Below are 24606 nucleotides of genomic sequence, written 5' to 3'. Positions count from 1 at the left end.
TACGGCCAACCGGTGGACGTCCGGGGATGTCTCTCCCGATACGCCCGCCCCCGCCTGCGGGGTTCGTGAGCGCGCCTATAGCGGTGATCGTCGCAGCGCGCAACCCCGGGCGGAAGCGGCGCGCCACCCCATCATTCCGGCTGAAATTTCCCCGGGGGCGCCGCAGGCGCGGGAGCGCAGCCGCTTAAGCGTCGCCGGTCAGAGTGCGGTCCAGCCACCGTCCACGCTGATCGTCGTCCCCGTGATCTGCGCCGCCGCGTCCGAACACAGGAAAACCGTCGTCCCGCCAATCTGCTCGACTGTGGCGAAGTCCTTGGAGGGCTGCCGCGCCAGCATGATGTCGCGTATGACCTGCTCGCGTTCCATGCCGTATTCCTTCATTGTGGCCGGGATCTGCGCCTCGACCAGCGGGGTCAGCACGTAGCCCGGACAGATCGCGTTGCAGGTGATCGGCTCCTCGGCGGTTTCCAGCGCGACGGTCTTGGACAGGCCGACCACGCCGTGCTTGGCCGCGACGTAGGCCGATTTGTAGGGCGACGCCGTCAGCCCGTGGGCCGAGGCGATGTTGACCACCCTGCCCCAGCCCCGCTTGCGCATGTGAGGCAGTGCCGCGGCGGTCGTGTGGAAGGCCGAAGTGAGGTTGATCGCGATGATCGCGTCCCATTTCTCGACTGGGAAGCTGTCGACCGGCGACACGTGCTGGATGCCGGCATTGTTGACCAGGATGTCGCAGCCGCCCGCTTTCTCGATCAGCGCCCGGCAATTGTCCGCGCTGGCCATGTCGGCGGGAATGTAGCGTACGTCGACGCCGTGGTCGTCCGCCAGCCGCGCGGCCAGCGCGTGGTCCTCCTCGCGGTCGGTGAACGAGTTCAGGACAACCGCCGCACCGGCCTTGGCCAGTTCCTCGGCGATGCCCAGCCCGATGCCCGAATTCGATCCGGTGACGATGGCCGTCTTCCCTGTCAGCGACATGCGCGCGCTCCCTTTGCGTTGCGCGCGCAGCATAGCACGCCGCGCGTCAGACATAAGGGGGGTGCGGATCGACGGCCGATCCGGCGGCATGCAGGCACAAAAAAACCCCGGCGCGAGGCCGGGGTCAGTTATTGAGGCAGGTTTCATACAGGCAAGAAACCTATCGAGCAGTACCTCATGTATAAGCGCTTGTTCGCCCGAGTCCAAGCTTAAAGTTTGAAAAGCCCGTGGCGCCGGCGTAGCATCGCGGCCAAGAAAACAAGGGCAGCCAAGGATTGTTGCGATAATGCACCTCGACTTATTCCGCTTTATTCGTCGTAATGCGTCCCTCGCCGTGGCGGCGATTCTGGGCGCGCAGACGGCACTGGCCGATAGCCACGGCATTGCAATGTATGGCGAGCCCCAGCTTCCGGCCGACTTCCAGGCGCTGCCCTATGCCAATCCCGACGCGCCCACGGGCGGCCGCATCGTCACCGGCGAGGTCGGTGGCTTCGACAGCCTAAACCCGCTGATCCTCAAGGGCTCGAGCCCGTGGCAATTGCCGCACCTGGCGCATGAAACGCTGATGGGCCGCAACTGGGACGAGCCGTTCTCGCTCTACGGTCTGTTGGCCGAAAGCATCGAGGTCGGCGAGAACCGCGAATGGGTGGAGTTCACCCTGCGCCCCGAAGCCAAGTTTTCCGATGGCAGCCCCGTCACCGTCGAGGATGTGATGTGGAGCTACGAGACCCTCGGTACGGTCGGTCACCCGCGTTATCACTCGACCTGGGACAAGGTCGAGAAGATGGAGAAGACCGGCGAACGCTCGGTTCGCTTCGACTTCAACGTTGAGGATCGCGAGCTGGCGCTGATCATCGGCATGCGCCCGATCCTGAAGAAGGCCCAGTGGGAGGGCAAGGACTTCGCCGAATCGGGGCTGGACACCATCCCCATCACCTCGGCGCCCTACGTGGTCACCGATTTCGAACCAGGCCGCTTCGTCGAGCTGTCGCGCGATCCCGACTACTGGGGCGCGGATCTGCCCTTCCGCCGCGGGACCAACAACCTCGACACGATCCGGATGGAATTCTTCGGCGACGAGACCGCCGCCTTCGAGGCGTTCAAGGCGGGAATTCTCAACTCGAACCGCGAGTTCAACGCGGAGAAATGGGAGAGCCAGTACGATTTCGCGGCCATCCAGCGCGGTGATGTGGTCAAGTCGCTGATCCCGCACGAAAGGCCCACCGGCATCACCGGCTTCGTCATGAACACCCGCCGCGCGCCCTTCGACGACTGGCGCGTGCGCGACGCGATGCTGCACGCCTTCAACTTCGAATACGTCAACGATGCCCTGACCGGCGGCGCGCAGGAGCGCATCACCTCGTATTTCTCGAACTCGGTGCTGGGTATGGATGACGGACCGGCCGAGGGTCGGGTGCGAGAGTTCCTCGAACCCTTCGCCGACCAGTTGCTGCCCGGCGCGCTCGAAGGCTACGCCCTGCCCGTCTCGGACGGCTCGGCGCGCAACCGCGCCGGAATCCGCGCCGCCATCGACCTGATGGCCGAGGCCGGCTACGTCATCGAGGACGGCGTGATGATGACGCCCGACGGCCAGCCGATGAAGTTCGAGATCCTGCTGAGCCAGGGTGCCGGAGAGCCGCAATCCATCGCCGACATCTTCGTCGAAAGTCTTACCCGCATGGGCATCGACGCGACCGTGTCCGTCGTGGATCCCGCGCAATACCGCGAGCGCACCGACCAGTTCGACTTCGACATGACCTATTACCGCCGTGGCCTGTCGTTGTCGCCGGGCAACGAGCAACGCCTCTACTGGTCCTGCGAAGCGGCCGAGACGCGGGGGTCGCGGAACCTGATGGGCATGTGCTCGCCCGCGGCCGAAGCCATGATCGACCGGTTGCTGAATTCTGAAACCCGCGAGGATTTCGTGGCCGCGACCAAGGCGCTGGACCGGGTCCTGACCACCGGGCGCTACGTGGTCCCGTTCTACGAATACAACACCTCGCGCATCGCCCACGCCAAAGAGCTGAAATTCCCCGAGGCCATCCCGATCTACGGCGACTGGATCAACTGGCAGCCGGACGTCTGGTGGTGGCAGGAAGAAAACTGAGCAGAATCCCGAACGGGAACAAGCAGCGCGGGGACGAACCCGTTTCCCGCGCATGACAAGAGGCAGAGCAGGTAATGAAACCGGCAATTTTCCTTCTGGGGCTTGCGGCCCTTCTGGCGGCGTGCGGTACGGTGGACGGGCTGGGGCAGGACATCTCGGCCGGAGCGCGCACCGTTCAGGGCTGGCTTTAGGCCGCGGGTTGGTCCGGGCTTCGTCTCCGGCCGGGAACCGGCTGGCCGAGGTGGTCAGCCGGCGCTTCCTCCGGGCGATACCGCCGCAAAAGTGTCGTGAAACCGCGCGATCGTGCTGTTCAGCGGCCGATGACGATGTCGACGCAAAGGCCGCCCAACGTTGCGCTGTCGGTCAGCCGCAGCACGCCGCCATGCGCCCGCGCCACATCCGCCGCGATGGCCAGCCCCAGCCCCACTCCCGAGCCGCGATCCTGATTGCGCGCCGGGTCCAGACGGACGAAGGGGCGGACCGCCTCGGGACGATCCTCGGGCGGGATGCCGGGGCCGTCATCCTCGACCCTGATACGCAGCGACCGCTCGGTCAGCCGCACCGAGACGCGGCAGCGCGTCCCGTAGCGCACGGCGTTGGTCACGAGGTTCTCGATCGCACGGCGGATGGCCGCCGACCGCAACGGCAAGACGCCCTGCCCCTCGGTCACGCCCAGCTCGACCGGCTGACCGGCGCGGCGAGCATCGTCAACCACGCAAGAGGCCAGCGCCACCGGGTCCACCGGCTCGGCCGGTCCGGTCTCGGCGTCGCCACGGGCGAAGTCCAGGAAGGCGTCGATCAGGCGCTGCATCTCGTCCACATCGCGCTCGAGCGGTTCACGCTCATCGTCGTCCAGCAGCGACAAACCCAACCGCAGCCGCGTCAGCGGCGTACGAAGGTCGTGGCTGATCCCCGACAGCATCATCGTGCGCTGTTCGATTTGTCGCTCGATCCGGGCGCGCATGTCCAGGAAGGCGTGGCCCGCAGTGCGCACCTCGACCGCGCCGCCCGGCGTGTAGGGCACGTGACGCCCGCGCCCGAACGCCTGCGCCGCGTGCGCCAGACGCGTGATCGGCCGCAACTGGTTGCGCAGATAGAGATAGGCGATCACGGTCGTCAACGCGCCGAAGAACACCATGTGAACCAATAGCTGGTGCGGGTTGGATGCCGCCACCCGGCCCCTTTTCAGCGCAACCTCGAACAGCTGCCCTTCGCGTCGCAGGTAGATCCAGACGCGCGAGTCGTCGGGTATGGCGATCCGCTCGACGTTCTGCAGCCGTTCGCGCAGCGTGCGCATCACCACCAAAGCCGAGAAATCGTACCAGCGACGCAAATCCTGGTCGGGCAGCGCCTCTTCGTCCACCGGCCGCAGGCTGAAATCGAGGGCGCTTGCCGCAGCCTCGGGATCATCAATCGACAGCGCATAGGACACGGCGCGCGCGGAATCGGTCGTCAGTTGAACCGCCACGTCCTCGAAGTGGCGCTGGATGAAGACAATCGATATGACCAGCTGCAGCGTCACCACGGGCAGCACCAGGATCAGCGCCGCGCGCCCGTAGATCCCGCGTGGCATGTATCGTTTGAGCCCTTCGAACGCCATGCGCTACACCTAGCCAAAGCGCCCGCGGCGCACCATTGCGAAAGCGACGCCGATGACCGATCCGCAGCCCGATTTCGACCCGCGCCCGGGCGTGGCCGAGCCGGTGGGCCCGGGCCTGCGGCGCGTTCTGGCGCCCAACCCGTCGCCGATGACGTATCGCGGCACCAACACCTATCTCGTGGGAAAACGCGGTCTGGCCGTGATCGATCCCGGCCCCGACGACGGCGCACATCTTCAGGCGATCCTCGACGCCGTGCAGCCGGGACAGATGATCACCCACATCCTCGTCACCCATGCACATCTCGACCATTCGCCGCTGGCCAGGCCCTTGTCCGCCCGCACCGGGGCTCCGATCCTCGCCTTCGGCCCGCCCGATGCGGGGCGCAGCGCCACCATGCGCCGGCTTGCCGCGCAGGGCAATCTGTCGGGCGGCGAAGGCGTGGATACGGGATTCGCTCCCGACCAGACGCTTCAGGACGGCGCGTTCCTCGACGGCGATGGCTGGCGGATCGAGGCGCTCCACCTGCCCGGCCACATGGCCAACCACATGGGCTTCGCGATCGGCGATACGCTGTTCACGGGCGATCTCGTGATGGGCTGGGCCAGTTCGCTGATCTCGCCGCCCGACGGCGACCTTGCCGCCTTTATGGCCTCGCTCGACCGGCTGCTGTCCCGCGACTGGATGCGGTTCCTGCCCGGCCACGGCGCGCCGGTTGACGACCCTGCGGAGCGGACGCGCGCGCTGCGCGCCCACCGCCGCGCACGCGAATCCGCGATCATCGCCGCGCTGGCCTCGGGTCCCGCCTCCGCCTCCGCGCTGGCCCGCAGCATTTACACCGACACGCCCGCTGCTTTGTTGCCTGCCGCCAGCCGCAACGTCCTCGCGCACCTTCTGGCGCTGTACGATACCGGCGCAGCGCGGTGCGAAGGCCCGATCCGCGCGGACGCCGTTTTTGGCCTGGGCTGATCGGCCCTGGCCCAGGCTTCATCTCCTTCGCGCGCGGCGCAAAAAATCTGCCTCGTGCCTCTGGACGCCCGGAATCGAGCTTGCTATACGGCCCACGTGTTCCGGCGTAGCTCAGCGGTAGAGCAGTTGACTGTTAATCAATTGGTCGCAGGTTCGATCCCTGCCGCCGGAGCCAAAATCCCAGCAAGCCCCTGAAAACAAGGGATTTCCGAGATCCGGAATCGGAGCTCGACGACGAGGTGCACATTCAGGTGCACACGGCGGTGCACAACGTGTGCACAGGAGGGCATGTCGATGCCCCGGAATCGGAGCTTGCCGCCCCACCTCGAAATCCGAAGGAACGGATTCTACTGGCGCAGGCGCCTGCCCCGGTCCCTACGGGACCGGGGTGGCGCATCGTCCGGCGCTGCGGGGAATGACTTCCGAACCCCATTGGAAAAATCGTTCCTCTGCTTTTCGCTTCGCACCCATCTCCCGGCCGACGCGAAGATCCTGGCCCGCCGCCTCACCGAGATGAGCGACCTGGTCTTCGCCGCAGGTGCGGAGATGACGATGGCGATTGCGCCCGAAACACAGGTCTGGATGCTGGAAAGCCTCGTTCGGTTCGAGATCGAGGCCTTCGAGCGTGCGCGCGCCGTCGCCGGTCCCCGTAGCCCCGAGGCCGCCGCCATGGATCTCCGGCGCGAGGAGGCGCTCCAGGCCACCCTGCGCCAGGCGCTCTGGCTCGGGGACCGCGAGGTCGCGCGCCAGCCGCTTCGCCATGTCGCCGCACGGCTCGGGCTCGAGCTCGACGCGGCCGATGAGGATTGGACCGCGCTCGCCTACGAGGCAACCCGGGTCCTTCTCGATGTCAGCCAGGAACGTGCCCGCCGGCAGCAGGGCATCTACGACCAGCCCACCGTGTTCTTCCGCCGCGCCATCGGCACCGCCACGGCGGCCGCCGTTGCGCACCCCGGCATCGCCCCGGCGCTGGCCGTTGCACCGGCGGCCTTCGCGAGCACCCAGACTGCACCGACTCCCGTCGAAGCTGCCCCGGCCTCCTTCTTCTCGGAAACCATGGCACCTGCCAAACATGTCCCGCCCGGCATCGCCCCGGCGCCCGCACCGGACCCTCAGCCGACGAAGACCGCAGCGCACTCGTCCCTCCTCGCCACCACCGCTCTGACGCCAGCCATCGTGCCCGCCGGTCTCGACATGCCGGACGACTATGACGAACAGAGCTGGCAGAAGGCGCGGATCGCGACCCGCCCGCCCCGCATCCTCATCGACCGGACGCTGTTGTCCGAAGCCTCTCGCGCTGCCCTCGATAAGCATCGCGGGATCACTTTCGGCGAAGCGATCGAGTTGCACTACGAGCTGCTGAGCTGGGGCTATCATGCTCCCTTCAACGTTCACCAGAAGCGCAAGCCGCTCCCGAGGGACAAGCAGGGCGCGACCCTGGAAGAGCGTCTCACCGAGGATCACCGAGGCAAGCGCCGGTTCGCCCTCGACTTCTGGCTGTCCGTGATCGGGGATATTCCTGTCGACGAAATCCATGTCGACGACGTGAACGACGGCCTGGAGCAGCTCTGGCAGGTCCCGAACAATCACGGCCGGTCCGAAGCTGAACGGGGCAAGTTCAATATGCTGGAGCTCATCGAGAGAGCGGACGCGCAAGAGGCGGAGGGAGAGAGGAAGATTGCTGCGGCGAAAGCAAGGGGCGCGACCGAAGAGGAAATCGACCAGATCAGGCTCGACACGCACGTGGCCCGGCTGAGCGTGTCTACCTACATCAAGCACGGACGAGTCGCGCGTGCCATCGGCGAAATGCTCTGGGACATGCAGCTGATCGACCAGAACCCGTTCAGCATCTGCACCTGGACCAACAAGGAGGTCAAAGCGTTGAAGAGCGGTGAAGGCGGTCGCAAGCGCGTCGCCTGGGACGACCGCATCTACACGCTATTCGGATCGCGGGTGTTCCAGGAGCCGCTTGAGGACATCGGCGAACCCCTGTTCTGGGCGCCCCTGATCGCGCGCCACCAAGGGCTCCGGATGGAGGAGTGCCTCCAGCTCGGTCCTGACGACTTCGGCTCCGACAAGGGCATCCCCTATCTCAAGGTGAGCAAGACCATCATCAACGGCGTGAAGACTCTCAGCAGCGAGCGCATCATGCCCCTCCATCCGCAATTGATCGAACTTGGCTTGCTGAAACTTGTCGAGTTCCGCAGGAAAGAGAAGCACATCCGGCTCTTCCCGTTCCTCACGCGAGGGGTGCAGAAGGGCACCTTTTCGGCGAATTTCAGCAAGAGCTTCGGCTACTATCGCCGCACGAACGACTGCTACTGGCCCGGCCTCGATTTCCACGCGCTCCGCACGACGTTCCACAACGACCTGCTCACCGACGACAAGTCGGACGCCATTCGCTGCCGCCTGATGGGACATGCCAATACCGATGAGGGCGATCGTTCCTACGGGCAGAGCCTCGGGATCGAGGCACTGGCCGAGCGGATGAAGTCGGTCGTGGTCGACATTTCGATGATCCGCTCGCCGTTCGACGCGCCTTCTGCCGTCCTCGAGGCGCGGGCGAAGGAGCGCGGGCTGCGGGTCGTCGCGTAGCACCGGGATTGGTTGCGTCCGCGAAGTTGGCTGATCAGGAAAACCTTCACCGGCCGCCCTGCCCGCTCAGCTCGGGGCGAAACCGAGAAATCGCGCAGGGACCACAGAGGTCATCCAGACACCGTTGTCCGAGAGAATGAAGGAATGACCCTCGGCGACCATGGCAGCGCTGTCCACCGTGAGCACGACGACCTTGCCGTGGCGCGCACCCACCGTCGCAGCGGTCACGAGATCCGGACTGAGATGGACGAACTGCCGCCTCCCCGGGCGCAGGCCGTCTGCGAAGATCGAGTCGAGGTAGTGTCGCGCCGTGCCGTGGAAGAGCATGGCCGGAGGAGGCGCCGGCGGGAGGTCGAGGTCGAGGACAATCGAATGGCCCTGCGCCGCACGAATACTCGTCCCGTCAGCTGACAGGGTGAATCTCTTCTTGCGATCCGCGGTCACGATACCTTCGAGTTCTATCCGCGAGAGCGGTCGTCCGTGGCGCTTCATCGCCCGCAACAGCCCATCGACGTCTGTCCAGCCAGCCCGGTCGAGTTCGATCCCGATCAGTTCCGGTCGGTGACGCAGGACGAGCGTCAGGAACCGGCTGTCACTGGGCATCGGGATATTCTCCGAGCATTGCGACCTGACGGTCTCCACGCCGGGGGGCGTGCGCTCCCCTCGACCGTTCGAGAAGTTCCAGCCGCTGATGGGCCGACAGCGTCTCCAGAACCTCCAGAAACCTGATCAGGGTAACGGTATAGAATTCCGCGACTTCGTCAGCACAGCCGGGATCGATCGGTGCCTTGGACCACAGAAATGCACAATCGTAGTAAGCTTGAAGCTTTCGGCTTCCGAGATCTTGATCAACGGTGATCTTTCTGGTGCTGAACTGCATGCAAGTCTTCCTTTTTGATATGGGGAACATCGCGGGGTCGATGTCGGCGTAAGGCCCCGATCCGAAGATCGAGGCCCGCCGCGTCATCGTGGCAGACCGGCTGCGAGATCACTCAACCGCGCGCCGTGCCACCGCAGAGATGCCACATACCGGTCGTCTGGCGTGTCGACCTCCACAAGGAGATCGTGCATGTCTCGAAGCGCCTTCCCGACGCAAACCGGATCGGGGCTCAGGCCATCCAGCAACCGGTCAGCCGCGCAGTAGAAATCAAGGCCGCGGTTACCCGCGGTCGCGTGCAGCACCTCCGAGAGGCTATTGCCGTGGCGCCGTAGGAAATCCTGGGCATCGAGGGCGGCAAGAAGAGCACCGCTTCCGCAGAGCGTCTTGTTCATGGTGGGTCTCCCCGCACGAAGGGCCAGCCACCAGGCCGGTCGAGAACCTTGTGCGGTCAAGCACCGCCGACGGGAGAAACCGGCGGTGTAGGATCGTCGCGCCGGACTATGCGTCGGGCCGCAGCAGGGCTTCGCTGACCGTGCGTGCGAGCTCATGACGCAATCCATCCGTCAGCAGACAGATCTCTTCGACAACCGGATCGAGCGGATCGATTACAGCGAAATGCCCCATGTATGGCAGGTTCGGGTTGTCGACTTCTTCCAGCGATAGCATCGCCAGGATCTGGTCGAGCATCATCCGCGTGCGCGACGTCACGCGTCGGTCCTGCGCGAGGAGTTCCGCGCAGCGGTCGACGAGACGGGCGGATTCGTAGCCTCCCAGCAGTCGGGCCGCATGCCAGAGCGCCTCATGATGTGCCGAAACGTAGGCAAGGATCGGATCGGGAGGAATCTCCTGTGCGAGGTCGGGTGCGAAGATCGATATCGAGTCGAGGTTCATGATGATGGGCTCCGGGTAGGTGTCCGCGTCGCGCGCGGGTCAAGCAGTCATGGGCCGGATGCCTGTCCATCTATTGCTTCTTTCTTGTCTCTCTCCTTCAGCCGATCGGCCTGTCGCTCGCGGCCTCACCAAGACGGCCGCGAGAGATCAGGCGCGATCCCTCTCCCACTCCCTCCGCTCGCGAGCCAGCCACCGAATTGGCAACGCTATACGTTTGCCATACGGCCCTGTGTCTTGCGCCTACCTCGTGGTTTTGCCGAGTGCGCAGCAATGCGCGCCCGCGCCTCTTGCCAGATCGCTTGCGCCGCCGCCCCTTCGCACTCGGCGCGATAGGCCTCTCCGGCTTTTCGAGTGCCATGTCCGAGATGCGTAGCGATAACATTCGCAGCGTGGGCAGGATCATGACGACGCATGTAGTCCGCGGCGAGGGTCCGCAGATCATGCGACGGCACGCCGATCGCGGCTTTGGTCAGCTCGGTCGGAAGGTTGCGATACGGCACGCTGTCATCGAACGTCAGCCAGTTCCGACCGAGGAGTTCCTGGTAGCGCACATGGACCAGGCGATCTGGGCGGCCGTCGAGCATCCACTCGTCCAAGATCTCGCATATCTCGGGCCAGATCGCACCCGTTTCCGTTTCGGACACCGTCTTCTCCTGCTCCCAACTCGCGCGCCAGGTTCCGTCGACGTCACGGACAATCTGCTCTCCGATCCGCCACGACACGAGGTCGCCCTTGCGCGGCGGCTTGTTGAGAATGACGGCGCAGACGACGGCCTGCTGCAAGCAGCGGCGGCGGGCCGCGCTGTGCGCCGGCAGATCATGGGCGCGCCTCCTGAGTTCTCCGATCCTGTCGGCGACATGGGCATACCCGCCGCGTTCCATCAGTTCGGACAGCCTTCCATACTTGTTCTTCTCCGCCAGCGCCGCCTGATCCCGAAGGTCGCGCAGGATGACCCGCATGGCGGTCAGGCTCGCCTCTGCGACTCCGCCCTTGGCACCCAGGGCAATCAGCCCCTCGATGTAGTTGCCGGCCGTGACCGGCTTCACACGGCGGGTCTTGTCGGGATGAAAAAGAAACGCGTCCGACAATTCGCATGCTGCAACGAACCCGTGCGTGTCCGAAGCGAGTCCCTCTGCGACGACGACAGCGCACCGATCGATGCTCGCGATATATCGCTTCCGGGTGCTGAGCCTGATCGAGGTCGTGTCGAGGCGTGGTTTCATCCGTTGCCAAGCCTCGGGCCAGGTCGCTCCTACGGGCTTCTCGGCGGTCGGCATGGCCTTTATGGCCGGCTTGCGCCGCCGGGCATACCATTCGTCACTGACGAGCCTCGCCGGAGCCGTGCACACCTGCGGCGCGTATCGCGAGAGAGCACGCAGGAGGCATCGAAACGTCGATTCCGAGGCGGCGGCGGCTCGGTAGGCTTCCGCGCCAGGCATGGCAGGATTGCCGTGGCCTGCGCGGACTGCCGTCCAGAAACGCCCCATGACCTGCGCCGCACCCGGCGCGAGATTATGCGCGTCCAGGATCATGGCCCGCCGCACGGCCGCCGGTGTCTCCTTCAGGATCACATCGAGATCGGCTTTCATGTCATGTTCTCCTTTTCATGCGCGCAAAGATGTCCGGGTGGTGCGCCAGCAAGGCCTCCCGCACGGCAACGGCCGCGGCTTCGCCGCTGTCCTTGCCATAGTGGCGGCGTGCGACCTCTTCGGTGTTCGCCAGCACCGAGGCCACATTCGCGAAATCACCCGGCCGAACGGCGAGCATCAGAGTCGCGAGAGCGTGGCGGCACTGGTGCGGCGTCAGCCCGAGTCCGAGCTGGCGGTCGCCGAGATCCCACAACTCCATGATCGAAGCGACGGACATGCATCCGGCTGGCAGATTCAGCGCCGCCTTGCGCAGACGAGGATTGGCCGTTCCCGGGAACAGGTAGGGTGAAGACTCGATGCCGCGAAGCTTCATCAGCTTCGGCCGATCGACCCGGTCCCACTGCCAAAGGATGCGGGCGTCGTCGCCCTGCACGTTCACGATCACAGTTTGTCCGTTCTTGACCTCTCCGCCGGAGAAGCAGATCTCGGCATGTTGTCCGTCCGCGATCCAAGTCAGGTTGCGCGGGCAACCGGGTGTCGCCTTGCGGCGGATCATGAACAAATTGGCCGGCCTCAGAGCCCGGCTGACCTGCACAGAGTAAGCGGCGGCGCAGGCCGAGAGCCGCAGCGCGCGCTCGCGCGCGAAATCGGTTGATGCTGCCTCCAGAGCCTCAGTCGAGATGGCGCCAAGGCGCGCTGGCGCGTTTACGAACGCGGCCGCGAGATGCGGTGACTTGCGCAGCCGATCACAGATCGCCTCGGCATCTTCGGTCATCTCGCTCGGCAACAACACGTAGTCCGCGTTGAACATGCGCACGAGACCGATCCGCGCGAGAATCTCGGGATCACGCAGGCCGTGGCGCGCTATCGTGGTGAGATTCGTGAAGCGCGACCAGAGCGTCGAACTTTTGTTCGCATTTTTGAGCGAAATGGACGCGGCGCTCCGTGCGATTTGCGCGCTGCAAGCCGCCTCGAGCGCCTCGGCCGTGAACAGCTCGCGCAGCGTCGCGAGTCCCGCGAACCCGGTCTCCGGCGAGTGACTCTCGCGCAGAAGCCAGGTTGTTGCCTGCCGATAGCCGGCAAGCGCGGAATCGATATTCTTGGGCGGCTTTTTCTTCTTTTCCTTTCCCACCCGCGCCGCGATCTCCGCATCAATCTCGACGGCTGATCGGCCGAGGCGCAACTGCTCCTTCGCCCAATCTTTCATGTCGGCGGGTTGGCGCAGTGTCTCGCGGAACACTTCCTCTGCATCAGAGCGAAAGGGTGCGGGCAATGACTGCCATTCGATTCTACGGGCCCGGTCAGATGGGGCGGGCGCCACAAAGTCCTGTCGCGGCAGTAGATCCGCAAGCTCGGGCCAACGATTGTGCCCGCGACGCAGCTTACCAATCCGCTGGGCGAATTTCCGCAACGACTTACGGCCATCCGGTGTCGCATCATGCCAAAGCCTGTCGAATTCTGGCTGGTCGAGGTCCGGCAGCGAAAGCCGCGCCCGCGCCCGCACCAGAAGAAACGGCTTGTGCGTGCTCGTGGTGAAGAGCGCGCCACGATCGGCAAAACCCTCGTTGTCGACCATGAACCCGATCACCCGGTCGTAGCTCGCGCGGACGGCCGTGTCCGGGGTCCCCTGCCCGCGCGCTGCGAGGAACCGCTCCAGGGCGGTGCGGATGCGCGAATTGCCACGCTTGCGGGCCGTGTCGAGGTTCTTCGACCGCGAGACCGCGCCATAGGGCGACACGGCGACCACCTTCTCGAAGTAGCCCAGGTCAGCCGGAACCAGATCCAATTCGTCGTCGGTCAGGTCGAGCCGCGCGGCGACCTTTTCGATCTCGTAAATTGTATCACGGCTCTCGCCGGACTCCTTCGCCCATTTCAGGAAGTCCGGGAACATCGCGTCTGCGGCGCTTGTCAGTGCTCTGTCATGTTTCAAATTTTCATCTCCATGTTCGGGGCCTGCGGGCCGCCTTCACGAGGAAAGGCGGCTCGCGAGGCCCGGGCCGTGGACCGCAACTGGTCCATTCAGGAGATCGCGCTCGGTGGGTCGGTTCGCACAGTCTGTCGCAATTTTCCCGCATTTCGCAGGATCGCTCCCAAGCATAACCCCAATAAATGTTTGGGGACGCTTGTGCGACGGGCGGAGCCATCCCGCTCGTGTCGCGATGATGCCTATCGCATCTGTGCGACGGACCGTCGGCGTCACGCCCACCATTCCGAGGGAAGGTCGACGCCCCGCAGCTTCAGCCAGTCGGTGACGTCATGCGGGTTGCAGCGAATGGCCCCGAACGCGTTGCGGGTCGGCAGCCCGTCGTCGATCCAACGCTCGACGGTGCGCACGCTGACGCGGAGCGCCCCGGCAATCTGTTTTTTGCACAGCAGGTCATCTTGATAGCGCGTGATCCGCGAGCGTTTCGGCATCGGTCCATCCTCGCAGGCCCACACGTCCGGCCAGGCGAGACGGAAGACCCGGCCGATGCGGATCGCCTCGATCTCTCCGGCCCGAATCTTTCGCCGGACCGTGTCGGGACGCAAACCAAAGTGTCTTGCAACTTCCTCAACTGACAGCATTTTTTCCTCATCAGGTTTCTTCTGACGAGGAATTAGTCCCTGCGCCTGGTTCACCGAAATGCATGGGGTGGCGACCAAAGGTGCCGGCGCTCAATTAGGAGGATCAATTGAGGCTCGACACCTTTGCTGGCACGCCCGCGCTCACGCCGACGTGATCAGAGGCGTTTTTTCGCGACAGCACCTGCGCCCAGGTTCTCCGAAATGGAGAACGCAAATGAAGCATGAAGAACTATTCGACGCGACAGCCGCGATTTCGCCTTGGTTGATGCCGTCCAAGGCCAGAGCCCTGCTCGAGCAGGAAATCGAGTCATTCGTCAAAGCGGCAGCTGAAGGAACAGCCGCGCCCGACGCCGCCCTTGCGATGAAGGTTACGGCCGGCCTTGGAAAAACCGCCACGGCGCTCCGCGTCATCGCACGACACGGCGAGGCACTGCTGGGCCAGGGGCATGTGTTGATCTATGTGCCGACGCTCGACCTCGCGGAACGGGCCTATGCAGATTTTCGAGAGCTCGCGCCCGGGCTGCCATCCCGCGTCATCCGCGGACGCAGCGCTCTGCGTCCCGGCAACAGCAAGAAGACGATGTGCGAGCGCGCCAACCTTGCAAAGGAAATTTCCGGCTTCGTTCCCTCCATCACGCAAGCTCTCTGTCGTGGACAGGACCCGGATGGGAATTTCGTTCAATCGGCCTGCGCTTCCGGATGCCCCTATCTCGAGCAGAAGGACGTGCCTGGTCCCCATGTCGTGTTCCTCGCTCACGCCTACCTGGGCGTCGATGCTCCCATTGATCGCACTTACGAGACCGCTCTTCGCGTGATCGACGAAAAAGTCTGGCCGACCTTGATCCGCAGGTTGAATCTCTCGATCGACGATTTCATGCGGGCCCCACCAAAGTCTTTCCCCGAAGGTCTCCTCGACGCCCTCACCAGGACCAAGGCGGCAATCGTCGATGGACTGCAACGCGGCCTGCCGTTGCACGAACATCTCCGAAAGTCGGGCATCGACACAGCACAGTTGGAGCGCCTCGTGAAAGCGGAGGAGCGATCGCGGAGTTACCTCGAAATCGGTCCGTGGCAATGCACCAAGACTTTGGAATTCTGCGTCCAGACCTTCGACACGAGATCGTTCATCGCGTCGCGGAAGCGACAACAGATCCTCAAGCGCGTGGCCGAAAAGGAAACTGGGCATTGCGTCGGGCTGAGGTTGTCCGAAGCCAGGACGAAGGAAAGCTCTCAGCTTGAGATCCAGTCATCCGGTTTTGATGATCTCGATCGCGACGATCCGCTGCTTCTCCTCGACGCGGATGCCGATCCGGACATCACCGAACGCGTCGCTCCCGGTGCGGCATTCGTCTCGATCCAGTCGCCGCCGATCGCCGATATCGTGCAGATATCAGACCTGACCCTGTCGAACAGCTGGTTGCTTCACGCAGAGGACGGCGCAGAACGGCGAGGCAAAGTTCTGACGATCATCCGGCGAGAAGTCGAAAAGGCGGCGGACGGCGGTGTTCTCGTCGTGGCGACCAAATCTGTTCTCCAAGCTTTGCATGCGGAAGTCGGGAACTCTGCGGCCGGAACCGAGGAGAAGGCCCTCAGAAGACCGCTTCTCGGGGCCGAGCCGCGCTGGTTCGGACCGAGAACCCAAGGCGTCAACGACTACGAGGGCTTTGCAGCTATCGTTGTCATCGGTCGACTCCAGCCCGGTGTCAGCGACATCGAAAGATCGGCGCGCGCCGTGTTCTCGAAAGACGCGCTCCCGATCGCCGAGCATGTTGCCGGACCGCTCCCCGCAACCGGTGCCACAATTCTGATGGCCGATGGTTCTGTCCGAGATGGCCTCCGGCGTGCGCATCCAGACCGTCGTGTCCAGGCAATCCTCGCTCAGTCGCGCGAGTGCGCCACGCTTCAGGCCATCGCCCGGCTCCGGCTTGTCTCGCCGAACCGAGAGAAACGGGTGGTCGTCCTGAGCAATCTGCCGCTGCCGGAGTTACCGGTCACGCGCCTGTGCACCTTCACTGCGCTGGAGCGCGATCTTGAGCACGAGCCGGACTGGCTCGGGTTCATCCGCATGGAGAAAGCCCTGCGCGCCACCATGGGCCGAGCCGTGCGCGGAGCACGGCTCTCGGCCACAGGACTCCATCTCGATCTTCCGATGGATTTCGAGACCGAGCCGAGCGCCGAGGGATTCCGCCGCGGGCGACCAACATCACACATGATGTTGCTCTGCCGACGTGTTGCAGCCGCCAACGGCTGGAAGATCACGCCTGTCCTGCTGAAGAGGCGCAGCGGGGGAAAGGCCGTGCTCGCGATCATTCTCGACGATCATGGCGCGCCGCTTGAGATGGCCGAAACCCTCTGGCCGGATTTCACGCCCAATCTCGCATAATTTCCGGAAAATTCATTCTCATAATTACAACCGAACCCATCTTTCTCTTGCGTCGCCTCTCAAATTGCAACACCCGCAGTGATGGTCTGCGGGCATGACTCCAAGGAATACGAAATGTCTCGCGAGATACCTTTCCACATGATCGAACGCGATCCGTTCAGGTCGCTCGTTCATTGGATATACATTTTCGACTACAGGGGACGTCGCCATCTTCTCGGCTTGACCCGTATCGATCAAGGAAATGCAGGATCGCGCATCCTGGTGAACCGCTACATGGTTCGGAAGGGCGTCTCCTATGGAAGTCTTGAAGAAACGCCGATTGCATCCGAATGTTTGACGATGCCGAAAAATGACCCCGCGTTCCTCGACCACTTGACCGACGATCCTTATGCACTTGGAGGGCCTGTTGTAGATTTCCTCGAGCAACAGTTCTGTCGGCTGATCGCACACACGGGATGTTCGGCGCACGAACAGTTGCGGCAGATTGGCAATTTCATGAAGAACTTGGCATGCGCCCGGGCTTCGAGGAAAAGAAGAATACCGAGAAAAGCCGTCGATCAACGCACCATGTGTTAGAGGGAGCGTTCCGTTGTTCGAATTGATGCAACGGGCAGCATCTCAGTGCCCGGTGCCGATCGCCGCTGACCTCAGTCGGGCATGTCGAATAGATCCTCCAGGAATTCGGAAGCAGGCGCGACTGCCGACAACCAAAGCTGCTCCCTGGCTCTTGTGGCAGCAACGTAGAGGAGATGTCTCTCGGTATCGAAAATCTCTTTCAGATCACGCTCATCGCTTGCTTTGAGGAGGCGCTTTTCGCTCGGCAGGATATCGGCGTCGCAGGCCATGACCGCGACTGCGCGGAATTCTCTACCCTTGGCGTCATGCATGAGGATTACAAAAATGTCTGCTTCGCCGGCGTATTCCCGGGCAGCCGTGGCTCTCGGAAGCTCGTCCTCGGAACGGACGAGAATCGCGATCTCCGATGGGCGGATATCACCGCCGATGACATCCCTCAGCCATCCTCCCAGTGATTGGCTTTCCTCCTCCGCGCTTGCGAAGGTTGCCGTCTTCGGCGCGGGCCCATGAAATACCGATGTAACGCCGGTCCGCCGATCTTCACCACCCTCGACTTCAAGTAGCCGGGGCGGCAGCAAGTGGTCTGCATGCGATCGAATCTGATGCGATGTCCGGTAGTTCACCTTCAGGCTACGTGAGCGACCTTGAATATCGACACCCGCGGACTTCCAGGGAAATGGCGACCGGAAGATTCGTTGTCCGATGTCGCCTGCGAAGAACAATCCGTTGGGGCGATCACCGGCTATGGCCGCAAGAAGTGTGAGCTCCGGAACGGAGATGTCCTGTGCTTCGTCGACAATGACATGCGAGAACGGAGGATCGGGGAGGTTCTGCGCCACCCGATGCATCAGTCCAGCCTCGGTCTCCAGCCCTCGTGAGGAAAGCTCGGCGCGGACGCTCGAGAAGATCGCCCAAAGCTCTTCCCTACGTGACGCGGCCATGCGGATCTTCCTGCCGAGGCGGGGCAATTCGAGGTATCGATCTCTGTCGCGAACGTCCCAGGCATCGACGATCAATCGCCATTCGTCTTCGAGGAAGTCCGTGTCGATCTTTGATTTGGCCTCGCGCGCTGCGTCGGCGATGATGGCGGATAGCTCGTCTTTCCCAACAATTTTCATCTGCCTTCCGAACGGCTCGGCCAGTTGCCACGCGACCGTCGACATCGTGCCGACCGTCACCCGCGCGGCGACTTCCGACCGACACAGGGTCAATCGCTCGAGCTTCGATCGAAGACCTTCGGCAAGGTCCTCGGAAAAGGTTGTCAGCAGAACCCTGTGATCAGGGCTTTCAGACGCGAGCCGCACAGCGCGGTGCAGCGCAACGACGGTCTTGCCGGTGCCAGCCGATCCGATCACTCGAGCAGGTCCATTGAAGTCCCTGTCGACGAATTCCTGCTGGGCCGGATGAAGAAAAACCGCCCATTCGTCCCATGGGGCATCGAGCGCAGCCCGAAGCTCTTGCTCGTCTCCGACCACCCGGAAACGACGAAGCGCGTCTGGATGCGCGAAGCCGAGGCCGATGGGGTCTGCGATACGCACGGTGGGAGCTTCGCCGACAGCCGCAGACAGTATCGCTTCCTGCGCCTCGTCAGGAAGGTGCCCGGCAATGTCGAGCACCGTGTCCTCGGTCGCTTGCCTGACCGTTGCCAGCCAATCCTCCGGGATGCCCCAGCTCAGCAGGGTCTCGTCATCTTCCTCCGCAAAAAGGCGTGGCTTCTTGACTGCCTCCTCGACGTAGCGCTGGACGAGGATTTCCTCGACCGTCTCGCGGATTTCGACAAGCTGCGCAGCACCCGTTTTCGGGTGGGTATCGAGACGCCGCCTTTCCGCCCAAGCGTAGGCATCGTCATGATGGCCGACATAGGCGAGGAGAGTATCACCTCCGCGCTTGTGCAGAACGATCCGCAGATCCTGATTGACCCGCGCCGACCAAAACCCTGGGTCTCGACAGCGGTCGATCCGGTGCAGTGACAGCCCGGGGCTTTCGGGGTTCTGCTGGATGTCGAAGGCGGTGATCTTCGCCTGCGACTGCTCCTGGCCGGTGAGCTTCTCGAGCGACTTGGTGAAGCTTGACGCGATGAGAACTGTCACAGGCGCCTGCTGAGCCACTCTTTGAAGGACTCGGGTGAGGCAACCTCGAACCACTTCTCTGGCCCGCTGAAATTACCTCCACCGCTGATGACACCCGCGGCCATGGAGGCGCTGTTCGCATCATAGTCACGCGTGAAGACCATGAGGTCCGGATTGGAAGGGTGGTCCTCGAGCGTGCCATCAATAATCAATCTGCGCCGTTCATCCTCGTAGCGCGTCTCGCTGCGAGATGGGTTCCTCCGAGCCGTCGACCCCTTGAAAACCCTGAACGGAGGCATTTTCCTGATCTGCAATGGAGACCCGGTCGCTTTCGCGCCACCGTCTTCGAATTCGAACTTGTCCATCACACCCCCATCACCTTCATGACTTCGTCCCCGAGGTGGTTGATCACCTTCACGGCGATCCGGCCGGACTTCGGCCGCGCGAAGGGCCGCGACACGGTCCGCTTCAGGCTCTCCCAGGCGTCCTCGTCGATTTCACCCTTCAAGGTCGAGCGGAGCTGCTTGTAGGGCACGTCGGCGCCCGGGAAATACGCCTGCCGGACGAAGAAGCTCTCCCCGGAATAGTCGGTGTCGATGAACCAGCAGGCGATGTCGTCGGGCTCGGAGCTCTCCACCTCGCCCTTGCCGGGGCGGAAGATGTCGACGCCCTTCAGCTCGACTCGGAACTTGTTTCCGTCTTCGGTCACCTCGATGTCCGGCTCGCCGAACACGACGAACAGGTTGCCTCCCCCTGCCTTCAGATCCCCGGCCATATGCAGGTCGGCATTCATGCGGGCATGGAGAACCGGGATACGACCGAGCTTGTGCAGTTCCTGCGCGTGGGCTTCGAAGTTGAACGCGCAGGCGATCACGATGTCGAAACCAGCTTCCGCGGCCTCTCGCGCGCAGGCGACGAGGTCGGCGCGGCCGACCGTGCCGTATTCCGGGCCGATGAAGACGGCGGCGCGGCGGGTGACGGCGTCATCGCCTTCGCCCTCGACATACTGCCCCTCGGCGGCGATCCACTCGCCGGGCCAGGGGGCAAGGCTGTCGAACTTGATCGCATCGCCTTTGTCCTGCTGGTGAACCCCGGCCTTGGCGAGGTTCTCCATGATGGCCTTCTGGTAGTTCTCGGCCTCCTGTTCGCCGGGGCTGCGCTTGCCCGCGGCTGCGTCGGCCTCCTCGATCAGTTCGCCATGCTCATCCACCGCCTGCGTGCGGTGGGGCGAGAGGCTTTCGACTGTGAAGGGCCCGGCGACGCGGACGCGCTTCTTGTCCTCGTAGGGCTTGTCATAGAGGAATTCGTGGTCGGCTTTGGCGGCGATGGATTTGTCGATCTCGGTCTGCCGCGCGATCCGGGCGGTCCAGAACGCCTCCAGCGCCTCCTTGGCCGCATCGGGCCATGGGGTGACCGGGCGTTCGGGCAGCGTGTCGAAGTCCCAGGAGGTGCCGCGGGCGGCGTTGAGCTTGATCAGGGCCTCCTCGGCAAGGCGCTGTTTCGCCGGGGTCAGGTCGCCGGACATGGTCCGGGCGAGGGCGTGCAGGTCGCGCTGGTCCTTGAGCCAGGGTGTGCCGGGCTCGCGGGGGATCTCCCACTCCAAGAAGCCGTTGGCCGGGGCCTCCTCGCCCGAGGGCATGGTGACCGTGCCGGAGGCGGTGAAGTCGATGGACTTGCCTGCGCGGCCGCCGGTTTCGACCGGGAAGAGATCGGACCGGCCTGCAAGCGCTGCGTTGAGCGCGGTGCGGGCATCATCGACGGCGGGCTGCATCCGCTCCCAGATCACGTCGATCTCGGTGTTGTTGGCGATGGACTTCAGCGTGATATGCGGCACGCGCTCGAAAACGAAGCCGTGGCGAATATCGTTGTGGGTGGCGTGGGTCGACGGTGCCTCGCGGGTGATCTCGGCGGCCTTACGCTGTCCTTCGCGGCTGTCCGCAAGCAAATACCATGGATATTTTGCGCCCATGATCCGGGCCCGCGCGAGTGCGAGCGCCACTCGAGACGTGTCGATGGTAATCCAGCGCCGCCCCCATTGCTCGGCGACAGTGGCGGTGGTGCCAGAACCACAGGTCGGATCGAGAACAAGATCGCCAGGGTCAGTGGTCATGAGAATGCAGCGTTGAATGACTTTGAGAGAAGTCTGCACCACATACGTCTTATCTTCCGACCGGCTTGAGAAGGCAGCATCTTGCCAAAGGTTCGAAATGGGACGGATCGGGAAGTCATCCAAAAACCTTCGAAACCGAACATCATTCCTTCGGGCATGTAGTCTCCCGGCCTGACCGAGTCTTTCCAGGCTTTCGGGCGGGTTTCCCCACCAGCGATTTCGACTGCTGTATTTCGAACCTACATGAGGAAAGTCATATTTTCTCCCCGGCCCGGGTTTGGTGAGATCACTCAGGCTGAATGGCCGCGAGCCATTAGGGACAGGCTTGTCGCCATCTTTCTCGTCCTTGTCCATGGTGCGTGAGCTTCCGTCTGGAAGTTCTAAATAGAAGTATTCCGTAGCCGAAGTGGTTTCATCCCGTTTGTCCAAGTATAACGGACGAAACTTCACGTTTTCCTTTTCTTTGGCATATTGAATTACGTAGTCAATGACATGAGGCAAGGAGCTTCCGGATTGCAATCCAGACGTTTTTATAACTCCAATCATCGCTACGAGATTCTTCTCCCCAAATACCTCATCCATTAGGGCGCGAATTCTATGGACGTTTTCATCTCCAATCTGCACAAAGCAACTACCAGTCACATGCAGGAGTTCGCGGGCGATAGTAAGCCGATCACGCAGGTATGTGAGGTATGAGTTGACGCCATCACGCCAGGTATCGCGAAACGCCTTTACCTGCTCGGGCTCGCGGGTCAGATGCTCCAGCTTGCCATCTGTCACTGACATTGAGGTGGTGGACCACTGGAAGTTTGACTGAAATTTCACCCCATATGGTGGGTCAATATAGATCGTCTGCACCTGGCCCTTCAGCCCCTCGCGCTCGGACAGCGAGGACATGACCTGGAGCCCGTCGCCCAGGATCATCCGGTTCGACCATTTCCGCGAATGGCGGTAGAACTCCACCTCGGCCTCACGGTCCTCCTCGGTCAAGCCGAAATGGCCGAAGAGATCTTCGGCCTTCTCGCGCCCGGCCCGCAGGTCGTCGATCAGCGCCTTGGGATGCACCTGCTCCTGAAGGTAGATCGGCGGCGCATCGACCGTCAGCTCCGCCTGATCCAGGTCCTTGCCGCGCCAGATCAACTGCGGGTCGAGATCGCGATTGCGTCGCTCATAGGCGACCTTGATCGCCTCGCGGTCCGACGGCTCCATGACCGGCTCGAGCTCGGCCGAGGGGATGTTCGCCCGTTTTTCGTCATGGGTGATCGTGCCGATCGGCTTCTCGTCGTTCGCCATCAGGCTGTCCCTCCCTTTAGGATCGGTTCGAGGGTGCTGCGATACTCCGCCACGCGCTCGTCCATCCAAGTCATTATTTCCGGCCATGCCTCGCGCCGGTCGTGGCCCTTGCCCAGCCGTTTCGCCAGGAAGTGCTGGCCACGGCCACCGGGTCCCAACGGCGCACCGAGGGCATCCTCCAGCGCCGCTCGGTGCGGCTCCAACACCTCTGAGACCGGCCCAACTGGCTCTCCCCATCCGCTGCGGACGTAGATGCCGCTCTTGTCGCGCCCGATCCAGATCGAGATCTCGACCTTGGGTTCGGCGCCTACTGTGATGTAGGCGTTCGGATATCGCGATGCCGCGACACCGAGCGTTGCCATGGCCGGATGGGTCCGCAGGAATTCTTCCCAGAACTCCTGCTTGATATCGTAGTAGGCACTGCCGTCGGTGCTCGCCTTGCGTTTGATCTCCCGATCCCAGTCGTTCGGCTTCTCGACCACCTCGAAAATCGGAGCGAAGGGAGAGTCGCCGATCCGCACCACACGTGCCTTCACCGCGAAGAACGAAAACCCGTCGGCCGTATGCTCGTTGAGCCACCGGATCGCCGAAAGATGCGGCTGCCGGAATTCCGGGGCGATCCAGACGACGGTCTGCGCCTCGAGTCCGGCCAGGTATGTCATGATCTGACCGAGGTGCGTGTGGTCGGTCTGTTCGAGCTGGTTCTCGATCAGGACCACGCTGTCGTCCGACGGGTTCCGAGCGAGAATGTCTGCCGCGAAGCTCTCGACGCGGACTTCCTGGCCCGTCAGTTCGAGCGGGATTCCGATGGCGTCGGAAAGATGGTCGATGTTCTCGGCAAGCCAGGGGGTGAATTCGAGGGCCTCGTGCTTCCACGCCTCGCGCAACGGAAGATCAACCAGACGGCCGAAGGTCACCTCGGTCATGCCGGCTCCGTCGCGGCGACGAGGGCCTCGATCGCCGCATCGAACTCGTCCCTGAAGTCATGCAGGCTGCGCAGCTCGACAAAGGCCCACCGGCCATGCGTGCCCAGCCGATTGACCGCCGGTATCCACTTGTTACGCATCGTTTCCGCTTTCAGTGCAGCGTCGTGCCCGCGGTAGCCCTTGATCTCGACAACGAGCGTCATGGGATCGGACCCTTCCGGCGTCCTGAGGCGGACGAGGAAGTCGGGGAGGTAGGTGCGCGCCTCGCCCTGTTCGGAATATGGCACCTCGAAGCCGAGGTTCTGGTTCTTGGTGTAAGCCAGGACCTCGGGATGTTCATCGAGGAGCTGCGCGAATTTCGCCTCCCAGTCGCTGTCGGTGACGATGTAGTTGAGGTGACTGCGATCCGCGCGCGGCGTGTGGCGACCTGCCTTCGACGTCGGGAAATTCACATCAATGGTCGAGCCCTCGGGCATGAATGGATCGAGCGTCGCCCGGATGATCGACTCGCCACCCGGTTGGTCGAGGAGTGCGCCCATCAGAAGCTCACAAACCTCGTCTGCAAGCTGGAGATACAGCAGCTGTGCTGGTTGGCAGCCGCCCTTGTAGACAACGCGGTCCGAGCGAAGCCACTGAAGCACGATCCGTTTTGCGTGGGTGAAGAGATGGGTCTTCGGCTCGCCATTGGCGTCCCTCAGCTTCTCGGACACCCAGTAGTTGGCGAGGTGGAAGGCAACGGTGGAAAGACGCTGGTCTCTCAGGTGCTCGAGATCGAGGGTGTGGCGGGCGCCGATGATCCCGGCCATGGTGACATTGGTCGCGGCTCTCACCCGATCGGGATCGAGCACGTAGGGGTCCAGTCGGCTCAGGTCGATATCGATGCGTTCCCTCGGAAAATCAGCGCGATAGCCGGCCACCCTGGGGAATGTGATTTCGAGCGCATCCCGTTCCGGGCTGACCGCATGGACATGAACCACTTCCCGCGGCTTGAACTGGCCCCCGTTTCGACCGGACACTCGGGCATAACCATGGAGGCTTAGGCATATGCCTAAGCACGTGCTTATGTCTGACTATGAGATCATT

20 protein-coding genes and 1 tRNA gene are annotated in these 24606 nt (G+C 63.3%); 7 read left to right on the top strand and 14 right to left on the bottom strand.

Annotated elements, in window-relative coordinates; translation table 11 throughout:
- Nucleotides 1–198 precede the first annotated feature (198 nt).
- Nucleotides 199–972 (bottom strand): 3-hydroxybutyrate dehydrogenase, encoded by a 774-nt coding sequence (locus BLW27_RS07945; RefSeq protein ID WP_089881976.1) that lies wholly within the window; start codon nucleotides 970–972, stop codon nucleotides 199–201.
- Between the two features lie 286 nt (nucleotides 973–1258).
- Here BLW27_RS07945 and BLW27_RS07940 point away from each other — a divergent pair, with 286 nt between their 5' ends.
- Together BLW27_RS07940 and BLW27_RS07935 are read left to right on the top strand one after the other, a co-directional pair.
- Nucleotides 1259–3079 carry an extracellular solute-binding protein gene (locus tag BLW27_RS07940; RefSeq protein ID WP_089881974.1) on the top strand — a complete coding sequence of 607 codons (1821 nt, stop codon included), beginning with the start codon at nucleotides 1259–1261 and terminating at the stop codon, nucleotides 3077–3079.
- Between the two features lie 74 nt (nucleotides 3080–3153).
- Nucleotides 3154–3270: an entericidin EcnA/B family protein gene (locus BLW27_RS07935; RefSeq protein ID WP_089881971.1), complete on the top strand. Its 117-nt coding sequence runs from the start codon at nucleotides 3154–3156 to the stop codon at nucleotides 3268–3270.
- Between the two features lie 119 nt (nucleotides 3271–3389).
- On the opposite strand, the gene BLW27_RS07930 is transcribed toward BLW27_RS07935, so the two are convergent.
- Nucleotides 3390–4679 carry an ATP-binding protein gene (locus BLW27_RS07930; protein ID WP_089881968.1) on the bottom strand — a complete coding sequence of 430 codons (1290 nt, stop codon included), beginning with the start codon at nucleotides 4677–4679 and terminating at the stop codon, nucleotides 3390–3392.
- A gap of 52 nt (nucleotides 4680–4731) precedes the next feature.
- Between BLW27_RS07930 and BLW27_RS07925 the strand changes: the two genes are divergently transcribed.
- From BLW27_RS07925 to BLW27_RS07915, 3 genes are all read left to right on the top strand, one after another.
- Complete coding sequence (locus BLW27_RS07925; protein WP_089881966.1) at nucleotides 4732–5646, top strand: MBL fold metallo-hydrolase; 915 nt, start codon at nucleotides 4732–4734, stop codon at nucleotides 5644–5646.
- Nucleotides 5647–5746: 100 nt separating this feature from the next.
- Nucleotides 5747–5821: transfer RNA gene (locus BLW27_RS07920), tRNA-Asn, on the top strand.
- A 257-nt stretch (nucleotides 5822–6078) separates the two neighbouring features.
- Complete coding sequence (locus BLW27_RS07915) at nucleotides 6079–8241, top strand: site-specific integrase (protein WP_089881963.1); 2163 nt, start codon at nucleotides 6079–6081, stop codon at nucleotides 8239–8241.
- Nucleotides 8242–8307: 66 nt separating this feature from the next.
- Here the strand turns inward: BLW27_RS07915 and BLW27_RS07910 are convergent, their stop codons facing one another.
- From BLW27_RS07910 to BLW27_RS07880, 7 genes are all read right to left on the bottom strand, one after another.
- Nucleotides 8308–8844: an RNA 2'-phosphotransferase gene (locus BLW27_RS07910; RefSeq protein WP_089881961.1), complete on the bottom strand. Its 537-nt coding sequence runs from the start codon at nucleotides 8842–8844 to the stop codon at nucleotides 8308–8310.
- Nucleotides 8834–9121 carry a hypothetical protein gene (locus tag BLW27_RS07905; protein ID WP_089881960.1) on the bottom strand — a complete coding sequence of 96 codons (288 nt, stop codon included), beginning with the start codon at nucleotides 9119–9121 and terminating at the stop codon, nucleotides 8834–8836. Before BLW27_RS07905 ends, BLW27_RS07910 begins: the two co-directional genes overlap by 11 nt.
- An 83-nt stretch (nucleotides 9122–9204) precedes the next feature.
- A complete protein-coding gene (locus BLW27_RS07900) occupies nucleotides 9205–9513 on the bottom strand; it encodes a hypothetical protein (RefSeq protein WP_089881957.1) in 309 nt (102 codons plus the stop codon).
- Nucleotides 9514–9619: 106 nt separating this feature from the next.
- Nucleotides 9620–10012, bottom strand: a complete 393-nt coding sequence (locus BLW27_RS07895; RefSeq protein WP_089881955.1) for a hypothetical protein — start codon at nucleotides 10010–10012, stop codon at nucleotides 9620–9622.
- Between the two features lie 206 nt (nucleotides 10013–10218).
- Entirely contained in the window at nucleotides 10219–11601 is a 1383-nt protein-coding gene (locus BLW27_RS07890; RefSeq protein ID WP_089881953.1) for a hypothetical protein, read from the bottom strand.
- Nucleotide 11602: 1 nt separating this feature from the next.
- A complete protein-coding gene (locus tag BLW27_RS07885; RefSeq protein ID WP_089881950.1) occupies nucleotides 11603–13492 on the bottom strand; it encodes a hypothetical protein in 1890 nt (629 codons plus the stop codon).
- Nucleotides 13493–13797: 305 nt separating this feature from the next.
- Nucleotides 13798–14166, bottom strand: coding sequence for a helix-turn-helix domain-containing protein (locus BLW27_RS07880; RefSeq protein ID WP_089881948.1), 369 nt, complete (start codon nucleotides 14164–14166; stop codon nucleotides 13798–13800).
- A gap of 214 nt (nucleotides 14167–14380) precedes the next feature.
- On the opposite strand from BLW27_RS07880, the gene BLW27_RS07875 reads away from it, so the two are divergent.
- Together BLW27_RS07875 and BLW27_RS20640 are read left to right on the top strand one after the other, a co-directional pair.
- Nucleotides 14381–16549 (top strand): DEAD/DEAH box helicase family protein, encoded by a 2169-nt coding sequence (locus BLW27_RS07875; RefSeq protein ID WP_089881946.1) that lies wholly within the window; start codon nucleotides 14381–14383, stop codon nucleotides 16547–16549.
- A gap of 114 nt (nucleotides 16550–16663) precedes the next feature.
- Nucleotides 16664–17125: a hypothetical protein gene (locus BLW27_RS20640; RefSeq protein ID WP_218141092.1), complete on the top strand. Its 462-nt coding sequence runs from the start codon at nucleotides 16664–16666 to the stop codon at nucleotides 17123–17125.
- Nucleotides 17126–17196: 71 nt separating this feature from the next.
- Here BLW27_RS20640 and BLW27_RS07870 read toward each other — a convergent pair whose 3' ends face one another.
- Genes BLW27_RS07870 through BLW27_RS07850 form a run of 5 tightly spaced genes read right to left on the bottom strand, consistent with a single transcriptional unit; the run spans nucleotide 17197 to nucleotide 24539 of the window.
- Nucleotides 17197–19215: a UvrD-helicase domain-containing protein gene (locus BLW27_RS07870; RefSeq protein ID WP_089882471.1), complete on the bottom strand. Its 2019-nt coding sequence runs from the start codon at nucleotides 19213–19215 to the stop codon at nucleotides 17197–17199.
- On the bottom strand, nucleotides 19212–19559 hold the full coding sequence (locus BLW27_RS07865; RefSeq protein ID WP_089881943.1) for a DUF4357 domain-containing protein: 348 nt from the start codon (nucleotides 19557–19559) through the stop codon (nucleotides 19212–19214). Before BLW27_RS07865 ends, BLW27_RS07870 begins: the two co-directional genes overlap by 4 nt.
- Entirely contained in the window at nucleotides 19559–22597 is a 3039-nt protein-coding gene (locus tag BLW27_RS21670; protein WP_089881940.1) for a site-specific DNA-methyltransferase, read from the bottom strand. Before BLW27_RS21670 ends, BLW27_RS07865 begins: the two co-directional genes overlap by 1 nt.
- Nucleotides 22597–23523, bottom strand: a complete 927-nt coding sequence (locus BLW27_RS07855) for a hypothetical protein (RefSeq protein WP_089881938.1) — start codon at nucleotides 23521–23523, stop codon at nucleotides 22597–22599. The genes BLW27_RS21670 and BLW27_RS07855 overlap by 1 nt, the downstream gene beginning before the upstream one ends.
- Entirely contained in the window at nucleotides 23520–24539 is a 1020-nt protein-coding gene (locus BLW27_RS07850; protein ID WP_143042221.1) for a restriction endonuclease, read from the bottom strand. Before BLW27_RS07850 ends, BLW27_RS07855 begins: the two co-directional genes overlap by 4 nt.
- Nucleotides 24540–24606: the final 67 nt, after the last annotated feature.

This window comes from Citreimonas salinaria (assembly GCF_900107235.1).
Classification (GTDB): domain Bacteria; phylum Pseudomonadota; class Alphaproteobacteria; order Rhodobacterales; family Rhodobacteraceae; genus Citreimonas; species Citreimonas salinaria.
The sequence above is the reverse complement of the archived record's forward strand: the minus strand, read 5'-3'. Positions and strand labels throughout refer to the sequence as shown.

What these genes read in the sequence shown, in the direction of transcription:
- BLW27_RS07885 (WP_089881950.1), bottom strand. Translation starts at nt 13,492, where the DNA reads ATGTTCCCGGACTTCCTGAAATGGGCGAAGGAGTCCGGCGAGAGCCGT.
- BLW27_RS07910 (WP_089881961.1), bottom strand. Translation starts at nt 8,844, where the DNA reads ATGCCCAGTGACAGCCGGTTCCTGACGCTCGTCCTGCGTCACCGACCG.
- BLW27_RS07940 (WP_089881974.1), top strand. Translation starts at nt 1,259, where the DNA reads ATGCACCTCGACTTATTCCGCTTTATTCGTCGTAATGCGTCCCTCGCC.
- BLW27_RS07935 (WP_089881971.1), top strand. Translation starts at nt 3,154, where the DNA reads ATGAAACCGGCAATTTTCCTTCTGGGGCTTGCGGCCCTTCTGGCGGCG.
- BLW27_RS07925 (WP_089881966.1), top strand. Translation starts at nt 4,732, where the DNA reads ATGACCGATCCGCAGCCCGATTTCGACCCGCGCCCGGGCGTGGCCGAG.
- BLW27_RS07890 (WP_089881953.1), bottom strand. Translation starts at nt 11,601, where the DNA reads ATGAAAGCCGATCTCGATGTGATCCTGAAGGAGACACCGGCGGCCGTG.
- BLW27_RS07905 (WP_089881960.1), bottom strand. Translation starts at nt 9,121, where the DNA reads ATGCAGTTCAGCACCAGAAAGATCACCGTTGATCAAGATCTCGGAAGC.
- BLW27_RS21670 (WP_089881940.1), bottom strand. Translation starts at nt 22,597, where the DNA reads ATGGCGAACGACGAGAAGCCGATCGGCACGATCACCCATGACGAAAAA.
- BLW27_RS07875 (WP_089881946.1), top strand. Translation starts at nt 14,381, where the DNA reads ATGAAGCATGAAGAACTATTCGACGCGACAGCCGCGATTTCGCCTTGG.
- BLW27_RS07945 (WP_089881976.1), bottom strand. Translation starts at nt 972, where the DNA reads ATGTCGCTGACAGGGAAGACGGCCATCGTCACCGGATCGAATTCGGGC.
- BLW27_RS07895 (WP_089881955.1), bottom strand. Translation starts at nt 10,012, where the DNA reads ATGAACCTCGACTCGATATCGATCTTCGCACCCGACCTCGCACAGGAG.
- BLW27_RS07855 (WP_089881938.1), bottom strand. Translation starts at nt 23,523, where the DNA reads ATGACCGAGGTGACCTTCGGCCGTCTGGTTGATCTTCCGTTGCGCGAG.
- BLW27_RS07865 (WP_089881943.1), bottom strand. Translation starts at nt 19,559, where the DNA reads ATGGACAAGTTCGAATTCGAAGACGGTGGCGCGAAAGCGACCGGGTCT.
- BLW27_RS07880 (WP_089881948.1), bottom strand. Translation starts at nt 14,166, where the DNA reads ATGCTGTCAGTTGAGGAAGTTGCAAGACACTTTGGTTTGCGTCCCGAC.
- BLW27_RS07930 (WP_089881968.1), bottom strand. Translation starts at nt 4,679, where the DNA reads ATGGCGTTCGAAGGGCTCAAACGATACATGCCACGCGGGATCTACGGG.
- BLW27_RS07900 (WP_089881957.1), bottom strand. Translation starts at nt 9,513, where the DNA reads ATGAACAAGACGCTCTGCGGAAGCGGTGCTCTTCTTGCCGCCCTCGAT.
- BLW27_RS20640 (WP_218141092.1), top strand. Translation starts at nt 16,664, where the DNA reads ATGTCTCGCGAGATACCTTTCCACATGATCGAACGCGATCCGTTCAGG.